Source organism: Arthrobacter sp. ISL-95 (assembly GCF_018613695.1).
GTDB lineage: Bacteria > Actinomycetota > Actinomycetes > Actinomycetales > Micrococcaceae > Arthrobacter.
This window is the reverse complement of record NZ_JAGGPR010000003.1, coordinates 477,544-494,965: the sequence shown is the minus strand read 5'-3', so window position 1 is coordinate 494,965 and position 17,422 is coordinate 477,544. Positions and strand designations below refer to the sequence as shown.

Below are 17,422 nucleotides of genomic sequence, written 5' to 3'. Positions count from 1 at the left end.
ACCTACTTCCCGTCGTTGGCCCGCAGCCGGCTCTCACCCTCCGCGTAGATGTCCAGCAAACTCCGCGCGTGCTCACCGTCAGCGCCCTCGGCAGTGAGTGCGGAGCGCATACCTTCCAGCTTCTGCGCTCCGGCGGGGAAGGGCGGGAGCAGCGGAATGTTTGGATCCGTCAGGACTTCGATGACGGCTGGGCGATCCGCGGACAGCGCGTAGTCCCAGGCCTCGCCGAGCTTGGCGGGATCCTCCACCCGGATTCCCGCCAAACCCAGCAGCTCTGCATAGGCCGCGTACGGGAAGTCCGGGATTTCCTGGCTGTCCGGGAACCTGGGCTCAGCCTCGGTCTCACGCTGTTCCCAGGAGACCTCGGCGAGGTCACGGTTGTTGAAAACACAGATGACAAAGCGGGGATCCGCCCAGTCCCGCCAACGGTGCGCCACTGTGATCAGCTCGGCGACGCCCAGCATCTGCATCCCGCCGTCTCCTGCCAGGGCAACCAAGGGGCGGTCCGGGTGGGCCAGCTTCGCCGCCAATCCGTACGGGATGGCGCATCCCATGCTGGCGAGCGTGCCGCTCAGGTGGGCGGGGACTCCGGGCGGAAGGATCAATTGCCGGGCGTACCAGTAAACGCAACTGCCGACGTCGATGCTCAACTGGGCGTTGCCGGGGAGCCTGCCGCTGAGCTCGCGCACCACCAGTTCCGGATTCACGGGCTCGGCGGGGACGTTGGCGCGTTCTTCTGAAAGCTGACGCCACGCGCGGACCTGGTCTTCGACGTCGGCGCGCCACTTGGTGCGTGCTGGCTGGTCCCTGTCTTCAAGACGTGTGGTCAATGCGTTGAGGGTTTCCGCAGCATCGCCCACCAAGCCCACCTCAACGGGGTAACGGTTGGCGATCTTGCGACCGTCGATGTCGATTTGCACAGCTCTGGCGGCACCGGGTTTCGGGTAGAACTCGGTCCAAGGATCGTTGGAGCCGATGATGAGCAAGGTGTCGCAGTTCTCCAGCAGAAACGCGCTGGCAGTGGTGCCGAGGTGGCCCATGGTGCCTACGGCGGTGGGGAGTGTCTCGTCGACGTAGGGCTTGCCGAGCAGGCTGGTGGTGATGCCGGCGTCGAGCTTTTCGGCCAACGCCACCACTTCTTTTTGGGCGCCCCGTGCGCCCTGCCCAACGAACAACGCGATCCGTTCACCCTCGGAGAGGATCTTTGCCGCTGCGTCCAGCTGTTCCTCGCGGGGCATGACGCGTGCCGGATGCCAGACGGGTGCAGTAACCACGATTCCGTGTTCCTGCTCAAGTTCGGGGGCATCGGCGGTCTGGATGTCGTGGGGAACGATGACCACGCACGGGGACTTGGTTTCAAGAGCGGTGCGGAACGCGCGGTCGATCAGCATGGGGACCTGTTCCGGAGAGCTGGCCAGTTGGGCGAACTGTGCGGCGACGTCCTTGAAGAGCGTCAGAAGGTCGATCTCCTGCATGTAGGCAGAGCCCAGAACCGTGGTGCTTTGCTGTCCGATGATCGCCACCACAGGGACGCTGTCCATCTTGGCGTCGTACAGGCCGTTGAGCAGGTGGACGGCACCGGGACCCTGTGTGGAGGTCACTACGCCGACTCCGCCCGTGTACTTGCCATGCCCCACGGCCATGAAGGCCGCAGCTTCCTCGTGCCTGGCCTGCACGAACTCGATCTTTTCCCGGGACCGGCGGAGGGCGCCCATGAAACCGTTGATGCCATCGCCGCTGTACCCGTAAACACGCTCCACGCCCCAGTTTTGGAGGCGTTCCACCATCAAGTCCGAAACCGTCCGTTGTTTCATGTCTGGCTCCTCGTCAGTAGGTGAGTCATTGCCTTGATCCATACTAAGCAGGCTTAGTGATGCGCCACGCGGGGTCGCCGCCATGGCGATTGCGGAGAATATGTAATTCCTTCGCGTGCGAGGGTCCAAAAGCGCGTCATTGTGGGCTATCTTGATCGTTATGTGGCCCGGATCGTCAATAGGATGGAAATCCTCAATTGGCAGGTTGCTTAGTAAAAAGGGTTAGTGTTCTACAGCACGTTTGCAATTGTTCCGCATCGATGAAAGGAAATGCCTTGGCTGTTTCTGTTGAATTGGGCAAAGCACTCGATAAAGCCTACGAAAACTCCACCCTTGATGAAATCCTGGCGGCGCCGCCGTCGGCCCTTGCCGGACTTACCGACAAACACAACGAACTACTCGCTGACCTGGGTATCAAAACCGTCCGCGATCTGGGGAGCAACAAGTTCTTCGCCGCCGCCGGCGTGCTGGTTGCGCTGTCCGGAAAGGCCGGATAACACACCTCGCACTGCGTCAGCGGACGACGACGGGAGGTTTCCGCCGTCGTCCGCTTTCTGTTTCGTTCAACGCAGGATCTCTACCAGCGCCACCCACGAAAAGACCACTGCGCCGATCAGCGCGATGATGGTTCCGAATGCCACAACCACCAGGCCCACGGGAACTGACAGCACAGTGAGCACGCCCCCCAGTGCGTAAATGACCAGCGGAAAAACGAACGAGGCAATGTGTTGGGCATCCCAGCGATGCGGATGACCCGGGGTGTCATCGCCAAGGATGGCGCGGGCGGCCAGGACGGCGATCACTCCGCCCGAGAGGGCTCCGAGCAGAACCACCACGCCGAAACCCCGAAGCTCCTGCCCCGGGATGAGTGCCGCGCAGGACAGGACTACGCCGAGGATGAGTGCGGAGATGGAGGCCCCTGCGCGCGCTGCAAGTCCACGCGACTCGGCGATTTGCTTGATATTCACGGACAAGGCCACGATCAGCAGCCCTCCGAGCGCCGCTCCGGCGCCGGCGATCGCCACATTGAATTCGCCCCAAGATTCCAATCCGGATTCCATGGGCCAAGGCTAGCGACACTGTGGGGGCGCGGGTAGGGGCGTGCCGTAACTATTGACGTTTCCCGCTCAGAGTGGTGCTTCGACGCCCAGATCTTCGAGCGCCCATGACAGGATGCGCAGCTCGAAGGGGTGCCGTTCCTGGATCTCAAAAACGTAGGCGTCCAACTCGAAGACCGGGGCATTTCCGCCGTGCGCCCAATACTTGATCCATAGGTCTTCAAGATCGATGGTCCGGCTCCGTATGAGCTTTCGCGCTGTTCTACGTGGATCTTCCATGGCTAGTATCCCGTTGCAAGGGGCGGGTCACTCTCGGAGTAAATTGATCAGGTTGCTTACTGTGTAACTGTACCTTCTGCTCTGTTTACGGGGCAATGGGTGACCGGAAGCCGAAGTGTTCCTACGATTAGGCTCATGGAACCCACCGGAAGTGCTGAACACATCAGAAGCCTGCACGAGCTGGTGGTCGGCAGCGCCGACATCCACGGAATCCTGAACGGAGTGACCGGCTTCGCTCGCGATGCGATGAGCAAGGCAGCCGGTGAAAACATTGACTGCGCCCTGACGTTACGCCGGCGCAAACGGACCTCCACTGTTGCGGGCAGCAGCGAAAGGGCCGTGCATTTGGACAAAATTGAACAGGAACTTCGGCAGGGCCCCTGTTTGGAAGCCTTGGACCTCGGGCGTCCGGTGCTCCTGGCCGACGTTGCCACCGACACCAACTGGCCGCTTTACAGCAGGGCCTTGGCGGCCGAGGGCGTCCACAGTGCCCTGGGTGTGCCCATGGACCTGGGAGAGACATCTCAAGCGGTCATCAACTTCTTCGCACCCACGGCGGGGACCTTCACGGACACTGTCATTGCTGAAGCTGCCGCTTTCGCGGACGTCGCGGGTAGTACATTGCGTCTGGCCATCAGGGTAGAAACCGTGGAACAGCTCAACGCCGACCTCAAGACGGCGATGTCCTCCAGGACTGTTATTGACCTCGCTTGCGGGGTGATCATGGCCCAGAACCGTTGCAGCCAGGACGAGGCGTTCAGCGTACTGACCAAGGCCTCAAGCCATCGCAACCAAAAGCTGCATGCCGTTGCGTCGGAAATCATCGCCAACCTCAGCGGCAGCAGTGACAACCAACTGCGCTTTGAGGACTAGTAGCTAGTTCAACTGGGATGCTTGGTCGCCGCCGTTGAGTGACGACGGCGGTGGTGCCGCACCGCCGTCGGGCTCTCCGGCTGGGCCAGCGGAAACGGTGGCGACCTGACGGGGCTTGGTGCGTGCCATGAACAACATGGCCAGTGGTGCGAGCAGCAGGAGCAGGCCAACGGTGCCCATCCCGGCGATGCCTGCAACGAAGACCAGGCCCATCATGAACAGAAGATGGATGTCCGGAGCACTCGTGAGCGACACGGCGCTTGCAAAGGCCGGACCTTGGGATAATTTCATATTTTGCTCCTGCGGGGCGTCAGTTGCTCATTTTTCCTACTGCTTATGAGTGCTCCGGAAGGCAAAAAAGTGTCGGCGATTCAGCGTGCTTCTTTCAGGGGACTTCCCGTTTTATCCGGACAGAAACATCAGGGAGAATTTATTCTCTGAGTCCGCGTCACGTTTCCGCAGGTCAGAGCACATATCCAATGCCCAAGTCGTTGAACCGCGTACTGCGCCGTTGCCCTTTTCGGCCGCGTTGCGGTTTGTCGACGGAGTTAGCAGTGATGGGTGTGGCGGGTTCTGGGGCCCGCCCGGGGCGCCATCACTGCGGAAACCGGGCTAGTGCGGTCGGTCGTCTGAGTCGCGACCGACCGCACGATCCGGTAGACGGCCGAAGTGCGTAAACCTAGACTGACCGCATGGCGCAGACCCGGCACCGCACCTTCCGCATTGTTTACCTGGCATCCATGGCAGCCATTGTGATGGCAGGCTGCGCGGGAAGTGGCACCAGTCCGTTCGTCGGCGTATGGGGTGACGCAGGCGACGCCAAGCAACCTTCCCTGGACCTCAAGTCAGATGGCAATGCCACAGGAACTGACGGCTGCAACAGACTCATGGGGTCTTGGAAAGAGGACGGCAAGACCATCTCGTTCGGAGGTTTCGCATCCACTCGAATGGCTTGCGAAGGCGTTGATACCTGGCTTTCAAATGCTTCGACAGCCAAAATCCAGGAGAACGGGGAGCTGGCCGTGTTCGGCCAAGGCGGGGATGAGATCGGGACGCTCGCACCCGGCAAGTAACCGAGTCGCGTCCGGGCGGCTCCATCCAGTCCATCTCCAAAGCCTTCGTGTACGCCCTGGTGTGCGAGGAATTGGGGCATGCTGCCGTGGCTGGCTTGGTGGGCGTGAACAACACGGGTTTGGCCTTCGACTCCGTGATCGCCATGGAACTCAATGACGGTCACCCCATGAATCCCATGGTCAACGCCGGTGCGCTGGCCACCACTGCCCTCATGCCTGGCGCAACCCTGGACGAGCAGTGGAAGGGCATTCACGCGGGGCTGTCAGCTTTCGCAGGCCGTGACCTGGTGCTGGACGAGGACGTCTACGTGTCCGAGGCCGCTACCAATACCCGGAACCGCGCCATTGCCCGGCTCATGGAAAGCTACGGCAGGATCGGGCACGATCCGCTGGACGTAGTGGACTTCTACACCAAACAATGCTCACTGCGTGCCAGCGCCCGCGACCTCGCCGTCATGGGCGCCACGCTCGCCGACGGTGGGGCCAACCCGGTGACTGGCGAGCGGGTGGTTTCAGCAGAAGTATGCCGTGACACCCTTGCGATCCTCGCGGCCAACGGGCTGTACGAAAGGTCCGGGGAGTGGCTGTTTGAGATCGGGCTCCCGGGCAAATCCGGGGTGTCCGGCGGGCTGCTCACGGTCTCGCCCGGCAAGGCAGGAATCGCGGCCTTCTCACCGCGGCTCGACCCCGCAGGCAATAGCGTCCGCGGGCAACAGGCCACCGCGTATCTATCCCGGGTCCTGGGCTTGAACATCTTCGCGTCCCAAGCGCATCCGCCGCGTGCCCCTTAGTTCGTGATCGCCCGCATGCTGTTGTTCCGCTTCTCGTGGGTGAGCTCAGCCAGGCCGAGGGCTTCGAGCAGCGGCGGCATGTACATCCCGAACCGGCCACGGTATCCCTTGCGGAGCCCGTACCAGCCGCCCACTGGGTTGTCCTCGCTCCGGCCCCAGGCCTCCACACTCCCAGGGGCGGCCTCCTTGCCTTCGTCGGCGGCCCCCAAGGGTACCCAATCGCCCTGTGTAGCGAGCCATGCGTGCAGGTCCTCGATAGCCCGCCGTTGGTACAGCAGTTTGGTGGATCCAACCTGGCAAACAATGGCCAGGGGATCCGTGGTTTCATCCGTGTACATGATGTAGTCCGACGAGCCCGGGGGAGTGGTGAGCCGCCAAGGATCGTCTTTGCTGCCGGAGGCCATGGGGAATCCTTCCTGAGATAGTGCACACGCTACACAGAGTCCGGCTGCGTGTCTGCAGCATCCGAGTCCGTGGCGTTGGATGTCAGGGGGTTCTCAATCTCGTCGGTCATCATGCGTGCTGCGAAGAGTGCCACGAAGGCCATGATGGGGCACACCAAACCGGCAATGAAGAAGATGAGCCAGAGGGGAACCACCTGGGCCACAGGACCGGCAAGAGCCATGGATACCGGCATCAAGGCCAGGGAAACGAAGAAGTCCAGACTGGAAATACGGCCCAGCAAATGCCGTGGCACCCGCCGTTGCAGCAGCGTCCCCCAGATGACCATGCCAACTCCCTCGGTGGCACCAAAGATCAGCATGGCGGCACCGAGCACCCAGAAGTTGTCCATGAATCCGATCGCAGCTACCGGCAGGCTGCCAAGCCCCCACGTCACCACCATCACGGTCAGGTAGCGCCGGGGGAGGCGGACCGTTGCCGTGGCCAGCGCAGCGGCGGCACTGCCAACTCCCATGACTGCCAGCAGAAATCCGAACGTCCTCGAGTCGCCGCCCAATTGATCGCGGACGACGAACGGCAGCAGGACCTCGATAGGGCCGATCAGGAAAAGCACGGACAGGCAGGCCCAGATCAGGGTCCACAGAAGCCATGGCGTGCGGATGGTGTAGCTGAATCCTTCCCGAAGGTCCTTAAAGAGGGAGGACTTGCCAGTTGCAGCTGTGTCCGGACCAGCTCCGCCCAAGCCCGGATCGCCGGGCTCCTGACGGCTCAGGAGGTTCACAATCCCAAACGCCAGCAAGTGGCAAACGGCCACACCAGCCACGGCGTGAGCCGGGGATAGCACTGCCACCAGGATCCCCGCGATCGCCGGCCCGGCCGCCTGCTGTAAGACCGGCCGCACTGTTCCTTCTAATCCGTTGGCAGCCAGTAGGTCGTCAGCGGGCAGGATGCGCGGAAGCATGGCTGAATACGCGGGGAAGAAGAATGCCTGGCCCACGCCTATAACGAAGGCACCCACGGCCAAGTGCCACAGCTGAAGGACGTCGAACATGGCAAGCGCTGTGATGGTGGCAATGACGGCCAGATTGGCGCCTTCCACCGCGATGATCAGGAGCCGCTGCGGGAACCGATCGGCCGCTATGCCGCCCGCCAGCACGAAGCCCACCAAACCGATGCTGGCTGCTGTGGCAACCAAGGACAGTTCCAGAGGGCCGCCACCCAGGTGGATCACCTCATAAACCATCGCCACAGCCCACATGCCCGAGCCAAAAATGGAAATGGACAGCGCTGAAATCAGCACCCGGAATTCCCGGTGTGCAAAGGGACGCAGCGCTCTCAGCGAGGCCATCCCCCTAGCCTAAGCCTGTGTTTTGATGCAGTGGAAGGCGTGCTGTGGTTGGCGCCCGGGCGACCCGAACCAAGTTCGGGAGGAACGTCAGTTAAGAGGCGCTCGACGGCGGCGCGTCGTCGTCGTCGATGTCCGCACCTTCTGCAGGGTCCTGGCTGTGCAAACCGGTATCGTGCGGAACCCAGCCTTCAGTTTCACCTTCCGCCGGGGCGTCAGCGTGGTGCCGGACGGCGTCGTTGTTCTTGTCCGAGGCATTCATAACGGATTCTCCCTGTCCTTGCTTGGACTGCTTCCGTGAGTGCATCCCAGTTTACGCCGGAGTTTGGCTGATGCGCCGGTCCGCTCTCCGCGGAATACTGTCCACCTACGGCCTCCACCGGGTCTTGCAAGGCGGGGGCGTGGCATAGGCTGAAGTCAGCAGTTCCCCGTGAAACGACTAACTGCCAAGGAGAGGTGAAGATGCCCAAGCGCCCCAACCCGGCGGTGAAGATCGCCCAGGAAACAGCCCACAGCGCAGTGTTTGACGCCCAAGGCAACGCCAAGCCCGGAGTGCACAATGTGCTGTTGAAGGCTGTGGAAGTCCAACGGCCCCTGGTCCTGGCAAACCTCCGCCGGCTCCAACGCCGGCACCCCAATGATTCACCGGCGCAGCTTGCCGCCAAACTGGAACGCCATTACCTGCTGGCCATCTCCGGCGGGGGCGCAGCGGTAGGCGCTACCGCCGTCGTGCCTGGTATTGGAACCGCGGCGTCGCTGGGACTATCAGCGCTCGCAACAGTGGGCTTCCTGGAGACCACTGCGCTCTATGCGTCGTCGCTGGCGGAGTTGCACGGCATCCGGTTGACCGATCCCGAGCGTGCGCAAACCATGGTCATGGCTATCATGCTGGGAGAAGAGGGCACGTCCATGCTGGGCGCCCTCAGCGGGCAATCGCTGGGACGCGGCAAAGGCGTGACCAATGCGTGGGGCCGGACGCTTACCAAAAAGATTCCCGGAAGCGGATTCGGCGTCATCCGGGACTCCATCCAGCGTGCATTCCTGAAGAACCTCCTGAAACGGCAAGGTACCGCGTTCCTCGGACGCGCCCTGCCGTTTGGCGTAGGCGCGGTGGTAGGTGGTGCAGGCAACCTCATGATGGGCCGTGCCGTGGTGTCCACCGCCAAGGAAGCCTTCGGCCCGCTCCCGGACACTGTCCCTGGCGAGCTGCTCCCCAACGCGCCCAAGGTCATCTTGAACAACACAACGCTGGAAGGCGGTAGCAGTGGATCTGAACGCTGACCTCGGGGAGTCTTTCGGCTCCTGGACCATGGGAGACGACGCCTCGATGTTCCGCATCGTGAGCAGCGCCAACGTGGCTTGCGGCTTCCATGCCGGTGATCCCCTCACCATGCTGGACAGCTGCCGTGCAGCGTTCGAACTGGATGTCCGAGTGGGAGCCCATGTCGGCTACAGGGACCTGGCGGGCTTCGGCCGGCGTTCCCTGGACATGACCTTTGACGAATTGTTCGGGGACGTCCTCTACCAACTTGGCGCCCTTGACGGAATGGCCCACGCCGTGGGGGCTTCCGTGGATTACGTGAAGCCCCATGGCGCGCTGTACAACAGGATCGTCCGCGACGCTGAGCAGGCCGAAGCCGTGGTTGCGGCCGTCCACGCCTACGATCCGGGCCTGCCGGTCCTGGGCTTGCCAGGCTCAGCGTGGTTGACCCTCGCTGAGGAATCCGGGCACCCCGTCTTCCGCGAAGCGTTCGTGGACCGGGCCTACCTGCCGGACGGGACGCTGGTACCCCGCACTCAGGAAGGCTCCGTGCTGCACGACCCCGAAGCTGTCGTGGCCCAAGCCGTGCGTCTCGCAACGCGCAAGGAAGTACTGGCCATTGACGGAACCGTTGTGCCAGTGGAGGCCGATTCGCTGTGCATCCACGGCGATACCCCCGGCGCGGTGAACATGGCTGCTGCGGTTCGGGAGGGCCTGGAAAAGGCCGGCGTCGAGATCGAAGCGTTCGCCTAAGCCGGTGGGCGCGGTAGTGGTGGAACCGGGATCGGGCACCATGGTGCTCGATCCTGAGCAAGTGCTGGACCGTGCGTCCATGCACCTGGCAAATATCCTTCTGGGTAACCCGGACTCTGCAGCCGGACTAGAGGTGATGCTGGGTGGGCTGAAGCTGCGGTTCGTGACGGGGTCGGCCCTGGCGGTCACCGGTGCCGAGGGTATGGTGACACTTAACGGCAGGGAACTACCACTGAACAAAGCGGTTCGGGTCCCTCCCGGCGCAATTCTAGAGTTGGGCCGTGCACTGTTTGGTCTCCGCTATTACCTTGGGGTCCAAGGCGGAATCTCGGCACAAGGAGAGACGGCGCATGGAGAGTCGCTGCGCGCTGGTGCGGCTCTGACGTTTGGTCGCCCGCAGGGCCACGCGTTCCCGGAGGTGAACCACCCTGCCCGGCGCGCATTGGACCCGGAACGTCCTGTGGTTGTCAGGGTTTCACGCGGCCCTCAGGCACAGAATTACGACGCCGGTACATGGCTTCGGTTGACCAGTGAACCCTGGATTCTCTCGCCGGAGTCGGATCGGGCAGGGGCGCGGCTGGCCGGCCGGCCGCTTGACGCTGCCGTTGCTTCCGGGGATGCCGCCGGTGAAGCACGCCAGCCTCAGACGCTGGTATCAGGCTCGGTCCTGCTGCCGCCGTCGGGCCTTCCGGTTATCGCTCTGGCAGGCCACCCAGATACTGCCGAGTCGCCGGTGATCGCAGTGGTCCGGAACGAGGATTTGGACCTGATTGGCCAAGCAAGGCCCGGGCAGATGGTGCACCTCTTGGCTGTCACGTGAAACAGCTGCGATGATCCTCGCGAGGGATCCCGACCGTGAGAGTCTCAGGGGTCGATTTTCTCAGTAACGGCGCTTTATGAGGGGATCCGCGGGAACTCGGCGACGGCGGGCGGAACGCAGGATCCGGCCCTGAACTACTTCTGCCCTTTCTCGGCCAGCCGCTGCAATTGCCAGGAATGCACGTTGGCCAACCAATACAGGGGTGCCGCCGGGCCGATGCGCGGGTCCTGGGGATCGCGCCCGTCCTGCAGTGACTGCACGTAAGCACGATCCAGGGCGATGCGTTCCCGCAGTTGCTCTGTTGCGCCCACAGAACCGTGGCCGGGGATCACTGCAACGACGTCGCCGGCCACGGCTTTGAACTGCTGCAACGCTTCGAGGTAGTCATTGAGCGGGTCCGCTGCCTCCAGGTCGAGGAACGGCATCAGGATGTCCGAGAGCATGTCACCGGCCACGAGGACGCCGGGTTCTTGGATCAGGAGCGCTGCGTGGCCCGGAGCGTGGCCTTGATGCTCCAGGATGCGGACAGTGGGCCCATCCCATGGAATCTCAGCAGCTCCGGCGGGCAGGCCGGTGATGAGCCCGAGCAGATCCATCGTAATCTCCTCGGCGTACTCCGGAGGCAGCCCCTCAGCCACCTGTTCCTTCCAGTCAGCCCGGGACAGGACGTCGCGAATGGATGCCGCGCAGCGGGCTGTGCCATACCGCGGCGGATCACCGAAGTCCGGGTGCCACAGCACGTGATCCCAATCCGGGTGCGTGGAGAATCCCGCTACCACCGGCTGGCCCAACCGATGAAGGTCCTCTGCGATGCCCGCCATTTCCTTGACTGTGATGCCGGGGTCGATCAGCAACACACCGTCCCGGCCCTGAACCACCGTGCAGTTGCTCTGGATGAACTCACTCTCGTGAACCAGAACACCGACCGCGACTTCCTTCAGCATGGCTGTGGCTCCCTTTAGAGTTTCTGCGCCAGCATGACCAGGATCCCGCTGGGTCCGCGAAGATACGTCAGCTTATAAACGTCCTGATAGTTCGCCACGCCACGCAGCGGATGGCATCCGTGCTTGGCGGCGATCTCCAGGGCGTGGTCGATGTCGTCAACCGAGAAAGCTACGCGGTGCATTCCGATTTCGTTGGGAAGGGTGGGATCCGTCTCGATCGCGTCAGGGTGGAGGTATTCGAAGAGCTCAAGTTGACCATTGCCGTCCGGAGTTTGGAGCACCGCGATTTTTGCGTGGTTGCCGTCCAACCCCACGGCGGTGTCGGCCCATTCGCCGCTGACGGTGTCCCGGCCCAACACAGTGAGCCCAAGATCCGTGAAGAAGGCGATTGTTTCTTCAAGGTTTCGAACCGCAATACCGACGTTCTCAAGTTTGATAGGCATGCGTTGAAGCTACCAAGGCGGGCTGAATAGCTCCATAGCCTTAGCCAAACAGCAGATGCGCCACCGTGAAGATCGCCAAGCCGGCCAGTGCGCCCACCACAGTTCCGTTGATGCGGATGTACTGGAGGTCCTTGCCCACCTGAAGCTCGATCTTTTGGGATGTTTCCTCGGCATCCCAGCGAGCCACGGTATCGGAGATCACGCCGGCGATGTCCGAACGGTATGTGTTCACCAGATATCCGGCAGCATCACCAATCCAGGTGTTGACCTTGCCGGCCAGTTCGTCGTCGTTGACCAGCCGAAGACCAAAGTCGCGGACGGCACTCTTGAAGCGCTGGCTCAGTTCGCTGTTCGGATCGTCGACGGCGTTGAGCAGCGCAGTCTTCACCGTTCCCCACGTGCGGGACGCCAGTTCGCGGACCTCGGGGTCGCCGAGGATCTGGGCTTTGATGGATTCGGCACGCTCAATCATGGCGGGATCGTGCTGCAGGTCCTGGGCCAGATCTGCGAGGTAGGCGTCGATCGATTGCCGCACCTGGTGGTTTTGGTCTGCCTGTACTGCGCGAACAAACTTTGAAAGTTCCACGTACACACGGTCACCCACCAAACCGTCCACGAACGTCGGCACCCAGAGGGGAGAGCGGTCCGAGACGAGCCTGTTCACTGTTGCATGGTTGGCGTCCACCCAATCGGCCGTGCGGTCAACCAGGAGGTCGACCATGGTGTGGTGGTGGCCGTCAGCGAAGATCCGTTCAGCCATCCGGCCCACGGGCGGTCCCCACGGCGGAGTGAGCAGGTGCTTGCGGACCATGCCCTCGATCACTGCCTGCACGTCGTCGTCGTTCAGTACGGTGAACGCGCCGCGGATCACCGCGCCGCCTTCCTTGGCTACGCGCTCCGCACCGCCGGGCCCTGACAACCAGGTGCCGGCTTTGCGGGCAATGTCGATGCTCGCCAACTTGTCCTGCACAACCTCCTGGGACAGGAAGTTGCTCTCGACGAAGTCGCTGAGCGATTCGCCGATCTGGTCCTTGCGGCGAGGAATGATGGCGGTGTGCGGGATTTTCAGGCCCATGGGGTACTTGAACAGAGCCGTAACAGCGAACCAGTCGGCCAGCGCGCCCACCATGCCGCCTTCGGCCGCCGCCCTGACGTATTCAAGCCACGGGTACTGCTTCTGGAACGCGAACGCCACCGTGAAGATCACCGCCATGGCGATCAGCAACGCCAGGGCCAGCCGTTTCATGCGGAGTAACGCTGCTGCCTTTTCCATGTCTCCCGCTGAGGGAGCGACGACGGCGGATGCCCTTTGTGAGGGTGCGGCGCCAGCGGCGGGGGTGGGGTTGGTGACGTCTTCGGTTGGGATTTGTTCAGAGTTCACCTGCATTAGCCCAGCGTAGCCCCCGGGCATGCAGCCGGGTGGGCTAACGTGTCTGCATGACTAGCGACGACTTCGCCCCAAGCCGGCCCAAGGTCTATGCCCACCGAGGCGCCAGTGCCGCCTTTGCCGAGCACACCCGAGCCGCCTACCTTAAGGCCATTGCCGACGGCGCCGACGGTGTGGAGTGCGACGTCCACCTGACCCGGGACCAGCATTTGGTGCTCTTGCACGACGCGGACCTGGACCGGACTTCCACGGGCACGGGTCCTGTTGCTGAGCACACTCTTGAGGAGCTCCGGTCTTTGGACTTCTCGTCGTGGAAGGGCGCCCGTATTCCTGAGGCTTATGGGGGAGTTGCTGACCAGCTCCTGACCCTGCCGGAGTTGCTGGATATCCTCCGCGGTGCTGGGCGGGACATTGGTTTGGCCATCGAGCTCAAGCATCCCAGCCCGTACGGACTCAAACTGGAAGATCGTGTTCTTGCCCTGCTGGAAGAAGAGGGCTGGACACCTGAGGAGTCACGGCTGGAGAACATCGGGATCTCCTTTATGAGCTTCGATACGGACTCCGTTCAACGTTTGCTGCAGAGCGTTCCCAAGGAATACATCTGCCAGCTGGTGGACGACTTCACCGTGCAAGAGATCCGGCAGGAGCTTGGCCTTGGTTTTCTGACGGGCGGCGCGGTAGCAAACGTTATGCGGGCAACCCAGCTCGAGGCCGAGAGGGTCTTGGATGCAGGTGAAGTACATATTGCCGGTCCGGGTATTGACTACATCAGGGAGCACGCCCGCAACGTTCAGCGCTGGTTGGAGGCGGGCCGTATCTTCCGGGTTTGGACCGTTGACTCGGAGAAGGACGTGGCTCTGTGCCAGGGACTTGGCATCCATGAAATCACCACCAACAAACCAGCGCAGGTGCTCGCGCAACTGATGGTGTCCAACTAGTCCCCACACACTTGGGTCCGGCTTTGGGGGTAACCCGGCTTGTGATTGAGTGGTCTCATGTCTTTTCGCTGGTCAGCCCAAGCAACCCGAACCACCTCTGCAGTAGCTCTTAGCGCACTGCTCTTGGCCAGTGCCGCGAAGCATTTCCGCACCCCCAAGTTCTACTACCCGGTGGTCCCTGATTACCTGTGCCGCAAGGATGAGCCCGGGAGCCGTCCCAATGGCCCCTTGGCAGTGATGTCCCGCGAGGAATGGATCGCGTCGTCGGGCCTGCTTGAGGTGACCGCCGCCGTCGGACTCTTGATCCCTGCCACGCGCCGGGTGGCCGCGGACGCTACTACAGCAATGTTTGCTGCATTCCTTGCAGGGCATATTGACGCTCTTCGACGCGCCTACGGTCCGAAGGGATCAGCGGCCGAAAGGCGCATCCACACGGTCCGCCTCCCCCTGCAGATTCCGCTCATCCTCTGGTCGTGGAGCCTGCGGAAATGAGCAGCACCCCGGCTCCCATGAAGCTCCGGGAATCTCCGGCGTTCAAGGTTGCACTGTCCCTGAGTATCGCCACTGGCCTGTATGGCGTGTCCTTCGGCGCCTTGGCGGTGGCGTCGGGGTTCGATTTCTGGCAAACAATGGTGCTCAGCCTCCTGCTGTTCAGTGGAGGTTCGCAGTTCGCCTTCATCGGTGTAGTTGCCGGCGGTGGCTCCGGGGTTGCGGCCATGACGGCCAGCGCTCTGCTGGGTCTTCGCAACGGCATTTACGGCATGCAGATCAACGCCATGCTCCGTCCCGACGGCTGGAAGCGTTACGTCTCCGCGCACGTCACCATCGATGAATCTACGGCGACGGCGTCCGGACAGTCGGACCCCGACGAGCAACGCAGGGGTTTCTGGACGGCAGGAATAGGCATATTCATCCTGTGGAATATCTTTACTGCCATTGGTGCACTTGCCGGTGACGCCATGGGCGACCCCAAACAATGGGGCCTGGATGGCGCTGCCGTTGCGGCATTCCTGGCTCTGCTATGGCCCCGTTTGAAGGGCCGCGAACCTTGGGCAATCGCCGCTGCCTGTGCGCTTGCCACTATCCTGGCCGTGCCGTTCGTTCCCTCGGGTGTTCCCATTCTGGTGGCGGCCGTAGTAGCCGGCCTGATCGGCTGGTTCAGCCACGCACGCATGGATGAAGGACTTGAACCGGACGTGGATCCCTACGCGGAGAAGCACCAGCGCGAACACGGGGGCAGGAAATGAACCTTTGGCTGTGGATCCTCATTGCCTGTGCGCTGGCGTATCTGACCAAGCTGGTGGGCTATTTTGTACCGGCCAAGCTGCTGGAGAGCCCGCGGATCATGCACGTGGCCGGCACCATGACCATTGGCCTGCTGGCATCCCTGACGGTTGTGAACGCCGTGGCGTCGGGACAAGGCTTGGTCCTCGATGCCCGCATCGGCGCTTTGGTGGCTGCCGCCGTCGCCCTGTGGCTCCGCGCGCCGTTCCTCGTCGTGGTGATTTCAGGCGCAGCAGCCGCAGCATTGCTGCGGCTGCTGGGCTGGGGTTAGTCGCCGGCTTTAGGTTAGCGGTATTGCTGACCGTTGGGCTGCTGGACCGGCGGCTGCTGCATAGGCGCCTGGGCGTAGCCCTGCGGGTACGACGGCGGGTAGGCCACGAACTGCTGTCCGGCAGCCGGGCCGAGGTACCGCGCGGAGCCGTACGAAAGCATGGGCGCGAAAACTACCGGCAACAGGACCAGGCCAACCGTGTAGCCGGCGTCTTTTCCAAAGGACTTGGCGAGGTCGTTCAACCACACGATCTGGAAATAGATGCCTGCGAACGGGATGAAGAACAGCAAGAACCAGTACCAGGGGCGCCCCGCGATTTCCAAGAGCTTGATGCCGTTGTAGACCGGCACAAAGGCGCCCCACGCAGGACGGCCGGCCTTAGTGAAGATTCCCATGTAGAGCAAGCCAACGATCCCGAAGACCACGGCAAAGTAGATCAGCATGAACAGCAGGACAAGGCCGGCCGTAGCAGCGGACCCGGCCCCGCTGGAAGAGTATGAGCTCAGGGGAATATTCATACGATCGACCCTACGGTGGCCGTGGCGGGACCGCTATGGGCAGGACTCACCATGGGCAGCCCGACGGGAAGTGAAGCTTAAACCGCCTCTGTGAACGTCATCCCCGGGATACCTGACTGCTCCGGAAGCGGCCGGGAAGGGCGCTCCGTGCGGATGGCATCCTCGATCAGCGCCACTGGACGCTTCCAGGCTGCAGATCCCGGCTCCATGGTATCCACCGCGCCGATCAGCATGGCCAGCAAACGGACCATGTCCTCGATGGTGATGTCGCGACGCAGGGAACCCTGCCCCTGGCCTCGCTCCAAAAGTATGTTCATGGAGCCGATCAGTCCACCGGTGATGCCCACGAGCAGTCCGCGTCGGCCGGCGACTGCGTCCAGGAGATTGGCGTCGTCGCTGGCGACCTTCACCACGGCGTCGATCACGTTGATCAGCCCTTCGGCGGCGTCCATGCCGCCAAGGGCGGCTTCTGCCACAGGGTCCACGTGCAATCGGAGTTGACGTGACAGTGCTGCGAGCACCAGTTGCTCTTTGTCCGAGAAGTTGCGGAACAGCGTTGCGGGGCCAACTCCAGCGGTGGCGGCGATGGTCTGAAGGGGTACTTCGGGTCCGAATTCCCGGAAGCACTGCCGGGCGGCGGTGATGATTTTGTCCACATTGCGTGCGGCGTCGGCCCTGAGGGGCTTGCGTTCAGAGGGCTGTTCCATGCTTGTCAGGGTAGCAACGGAGCGCCGCCGGTCCGTTGTTACGCGGGAGTACGTTCTTATATGACAAACCGGCACGTGAAACACTGGATTTCATGTTGCTTGCATTTTCAGTCGCCCCTTCGGGCCAGCCCGCTTCCGCCGCCAACGGGGGACCAACCCCTGACGCCTCCGTGCACGACGCCGTCGCTGCCGCGGTCAAGATCGTCCGCGAGTCTGGTTTGCCCAACCAGACGGACTCCATGTTCACCACCCTCGAGGGCGAATGGGACGAGGTGTTCGACGTCGTCAAACGCGCCACCGAGGCCGTTGGTCGGTACGGCAGCCGGGTGTCCTTGGTCATCAAGGCAGACATCCGCCCCGGGTACAGCGGTGAGTTGACCGGCAAGGTTGAACGGCTCGAAGACGCCATTTCCGCCACGGACTAGATCCTTCCCCAACAGGCGCGGCGAGTGCCAGACTGG

23 protein-coding genes and 1 pseudogene are annotated in these 17,422 nt (G+C 62.6%); 12 read left to right on the top strand and 12 right to left on the bottom strand.

Features of this window, described 5'->3' with window-relative positions:
* Nucleotides 1-2: 2 nt before the first annotated feature.
* Nucleotides 3-1,814 (bottom strand): thiamine pyrophosphate-requiring protein, encoded by a 1,812-nt coding sequence (locus J7I86_RS04635; protein ID WP_214816111.1) that lies wholly within the window; start codon nt 1,812-1,814, stop codon nt 3-5.
* 275 nt (nt 1,815-2,089) lie between these two features.
* Here J7I86_RS04635 and J7I86_RS04630 point away from each other — a divergent pair, with 275 nt between their 5' ends.
* A complete protein-coding gene (locus tag J7I86_RS04630) occupies nt 2,090-2,311 on the top strand; it encodes a hypothetical protein (protein WP_026542114.1) in 222 nt (73 codons plus the stop codon).
* 66 nt (nt 2,312-2,377) lie between these two features.
* Here J7I86_RS04630 and J7I86_RS04625 read toward each other — a convergent pair whose 3' ends face one another.
* Together J7I86_RS04625 and J7I86_RS04620 are read right to left on the bottom strand one after the other, a co-directional pair.
* On the bottom strand, nt 2,378-2,875 hold the full coding sequence (locus J7I86_RS04625) for a hypothetical protein (protein WP_214816108.1): 498 nt from the start codon (nt 2,873-2,875) through the stop codon (nt 2,378-2,380).
* A gap of 66 nt (nt 2,876-2,941) precedes the next feature.
* Complete coding sequence (locus J7I86_RS04620) at nt 2,942-3,151, bottom strand: hypothetical protein (protein ID WP_214816105.1); 210 nt, start codon at nt 3,149-3,151, stop codon at nt 2,942-2,944.
* A gap of 135 nt (nt 3,152-3,286) precedes the next feature.
* Here J7I86_RS04620 and J7I86_RS04615 point away from each other — a divergent pair, with 135 nt between their 5' ends.
* The gene (locus tag J7I86_RS04615; RefSeq protein ID WP_214816103.1) at nt 3,287-4,024 is read left to right on the top strand and encodes a GAF and ANTAR domain-containing protein; all 738 of its coding nucleotides are present in this window, start codon (nt 3,287-3,289) and stop codon (nt 4,022-4,024) included.
* 3 nt (nt 4,025-4,027) lie between these two features.
* On the opposite strand, the gene J7I86_RS04610 is transcribed toward J7I86_RS04615, so the two are convergent.
* The gene (locus J7I86_RS04610; protein WP_214816101.1) at nt 4,028-4,315 is read right to left on the bottom strand and encodes a hypothetical protein; all 288 of its coding nucleotides are present in this window, start codon (nt 4,313-4,315) and stop codon (nt 4,028-4,030) included.
* A gap of 401 nt (nt 4,316-4,716) precedes the next feature.
* On the opposite strand from J7I86_RS04610, the gene J7I86_RS04605 reads away from it, so the two are divergent.
* Together J7I86_RS04605 and glsA are read left to right on the top strand one after the other, a co-directional pair.
* Nucleotides 4,717-5,097 (top strand): META domain-containing protein, encoded by a 381-nt coding sequence (locus J7I86_RS04605; protein ID WP_214816099.1) that lies wholly within the window; start codon nt 4,717-4,719, stop codon nt 5,095-5,097.
* Nucleotides 5,085-5,888, top strand: a pseudogene (glsA, locus tag J7I86_RS04600) (glutaminase A); the annotation flags it as partial. The gene J7I86_RS04605 and the pseudogene glsA, both read left to right, overlap by 13 nt.
* On the opposite strand, the gene J7I86_RS04595 reads toward glsA, so the two are convergent.
* The 3 genes from J7I86_RS04595 to J7I86_RS04585 all read right to left on the bottom strand — a co-directional run bounded on the left by J7I86_RS04595 (nt 5,885) and on the right by J7I86_RS04585 (nt 7,897).
* Entirely contained in the window at nt 5,885-6,292 is a 408-nt protein-coding gene (locus tag J7I86_RS04595) for a DUF6855 family protein (RefSeq protein WP_214816096.1), read from the bottom strand. The pseudogene glsA and the gene J7I86_RS04595 sit on opposite strands and share 4 nt — an antisense overlap.
* A 29-nt stretch (nt 6,293-6,321) precedes the next feature.
* Nucleotides 6,322-7,638 (bottom strand): MFS transporter, encoded by a 1,317-nt coding sequence (locus J7I86_RS04590; RefSeq protein ID WP_214816093.1) that lies wholly within the window; start codon nt 7,636-7,638, stop codon nt 6,322-6,324.
* A 91-nt stretch (nt 7,639-7,729) separates the two neighbouring features.
* On the bottom strand, nt 7,730-7,897 hold the full coding sequence (locus J7I86_RS04585) for a hypothetical protein (RefSeq protein ID WP_214816090.1): 168 nt from the start codon (nt 7,895-7,897) through the stop codon (nt 7,730-7,732).
* A 200-nt stretch (nt 7,898-8,097) separates the two neighbouring features.
* Between J7I86_RS04585 and J7I86_RS04580 the strand changes: the two genes are divergently transcribed.
* Genes J7I86_RS04580 through J7I86_RS04570 form a run of 3 tightly spaced genes read left to right on the top strand, consistent with a single transcriptional unit; the run spans nt 8,098 to nt 10,469 of the window.
* A complete protein-coding gene (locus tag J7I86_RS04580; RefSeq protein WP_214816087.1) occupies nt 8,098-8,916 on the top strand; it encodes a hypothetical protein in 819 nt (272 codons plus the stop codon).
* Entirely contained in the window at nt 8,900-9,649 is a 750-nt protein-coding gene (locus J7I86_RS04575; RefSeq protein WP_214816084.1) for a LamB/YcsF family protein, read from the top strand. Before J7I86_RS04580 ends, J7I86_RS04575 begins: the two co-directional genes overlap by 17 nt.
* Before the next feature lie 4 nt (nt 9,650-9,653).
* Nucleotides 9,654-10,469 carry a biotin-dependent carboxyltransferase family protein gene (locus J7I86_RS04570; protein ID WP_214816081.1) on the top strand — a complete coding sequence of 272 codons (816 nt, stop codon included), beginning with the start codon at nt 9,654-9,656 and terminating at the stop codon, nt 10,467-10,469.
* Between the two features lie 134 nt (nt 10,470-10,603).
* Here J7I86_RS04570 and J7I86_RS04565 read toward each other — a convergent pair whose 3' ends face one another.
* The 3 genes from J7I86_RS04565 to J7I86_RS04555 are packed head-to-tail and all read right to left on the bottom strand — an operon-like array spanning nt 10,604 to nt 13,243.
* Nucleotides 10,604-11,413 (bottom strand): MBL fold metallo-hydrolase, encoded by an 810-nt coding sequence (locus tag J7I86_RS04565; RefSeq protein WP_214816078.1) that lies wholly within the window; start codon nt 11,411-11,413, stop codon nt 10,604-10,606.
* A 14-nt stretch (nt 11,414-11,427) separates the two neighbouring features.
* The gene (locus tag J7I86_RS04560; RefSeq protein WP_214816075.1) at nt 11,428-11,856 is read right to left on the bottom strand and encodes a VOC family protein; all 429 of its coding nucleotides are present in this window, start codon (nt 11,854-11,856) and stop codon (nt 11,428-11,430) included.
* A gap of 40 nt (nt 11,857-11,896) precedes the next feature.
* Nucleotides 11,897-13,243, bottom strand: coding sequence for a DUF445 domain-containing protein (locus J7I86_RS04555; RefSeq protein WP_214816072.1), 1,347 nt, complete (start codon nt 13,241-13,243; stop codon nt 11,897-11,899).
* A gap of 50 nt (nt 13,244-13,293) precedes the next feature.
* On the opposite strand from J7I86_RS04555, the gene J7I86_RS04550 reads away from it, so the two are divergent.
* From J7I86_RS04550 to J7I86_RS04535, 4 genes are read left to right on the top strand one after another with little or no spacing between them, the layout of a single operon-like run.
* Nucleotides 13,294-14,181 (top strand): glycerophosphodiester phosphodiesterase family protein, encoded by an 888-nt coding sequence (locus J7I86_RS04550; RefSeq protein ID WP_214816069.1) that lies wholly within the window; start codon nt 13,294-13,296, stop codon nt 14,179-14,181.
* A 57-nt stretch (nt 14,182-14,238) separates the two neighbouring features.
* Nucleotides 14,239-14,673: a hypothetical protein gene (locus J7I86_RS04545; RefSeq protein ID WP_214816066.1), complete on the top strand. Its 435-nt coding sequence runs from the start codon at nt 14,239-14,241 to the stop codon at nt 14,671-14,673.
* Complete coding sequence (locus tag J7I86_RS04540; RefSeq protein WP_214816063.1) at nt 14,670-15,428, top strand: AzlC family ABC transporter permease; 759 nt, start codon at nt 14,670-14,672, stop codon at nt 15,426-15,428. Before J7I86_RS04545 ends, J7I86_RS04540 begins: the two co-directional genes overlap by 4 nt.
* Nucleotides 15,425-15,736 carry an AzlD domain-containing protein gene (locus J7I86_RS04535; RefSeq protein WP_011773136.1) on the top strand — a complete coding sequence of 104 codons (312 nt, stop codon included), beginning with the start codon at nt 15,425-15,427 and terminating at the stop codon, nt 15,734-15,736. Before J7I86_RS04540 ends, J7I86_RS04535 begins: the two co-directional genes overlap by 4 nt.
* Before the next feature lie 14 nt (nt 15,737-15,750).
* Here the strand turns inward: J7I86_RS04535 and J7I86_RS04530 are convergent, their stop codons facing one another.
* Nucleotides 15,751-16,254 carry a DUF5684 domain-containing protein gene (locus J7I86_RS04530; RefSeq protein WP_214816061.1) on the bottom strand — a complete coding sequence of 168 codons (504 nt, stop codon included), beginning with the start codon at nt 16,252-16,254 and terminating at the stop codon, nt 15,751-15,753.
* Between the two features lie 77 nt (nt 16,255-16,331).
* On the bottom strand, nt 16,332-16,961 hold the full coding sequence (locus J7I86_RS04525; protein ID WP_214816058.1) for a TetR/AcrR family transcriptional regulator: 630 nt from the start codon (nt 16,959-16,961) through the stop codon (nt 16,332-16,334).
* A gap of 92 nt (nt 16,962-17,053) precedes the next feature.
* Here J7I86_RS04525 and J7I86_RS04520 point away from each other — a divergent pair, with 92 nt between their 5' ends.
* Nucleotides 17,054-17,386: a thiamine-binding protein gene (locus tag J7I86_RS04520; RefSeq protein WP_214816056.1), complete on the top strand. Its 333-nt coding sequence runs from the start codon at nt 17,054-17,056 to the stop codon at nt 17,384-17,386.
* The last annotated feature ends 36 nt before the right edge of the window (nt 17,387-17,422 follow it).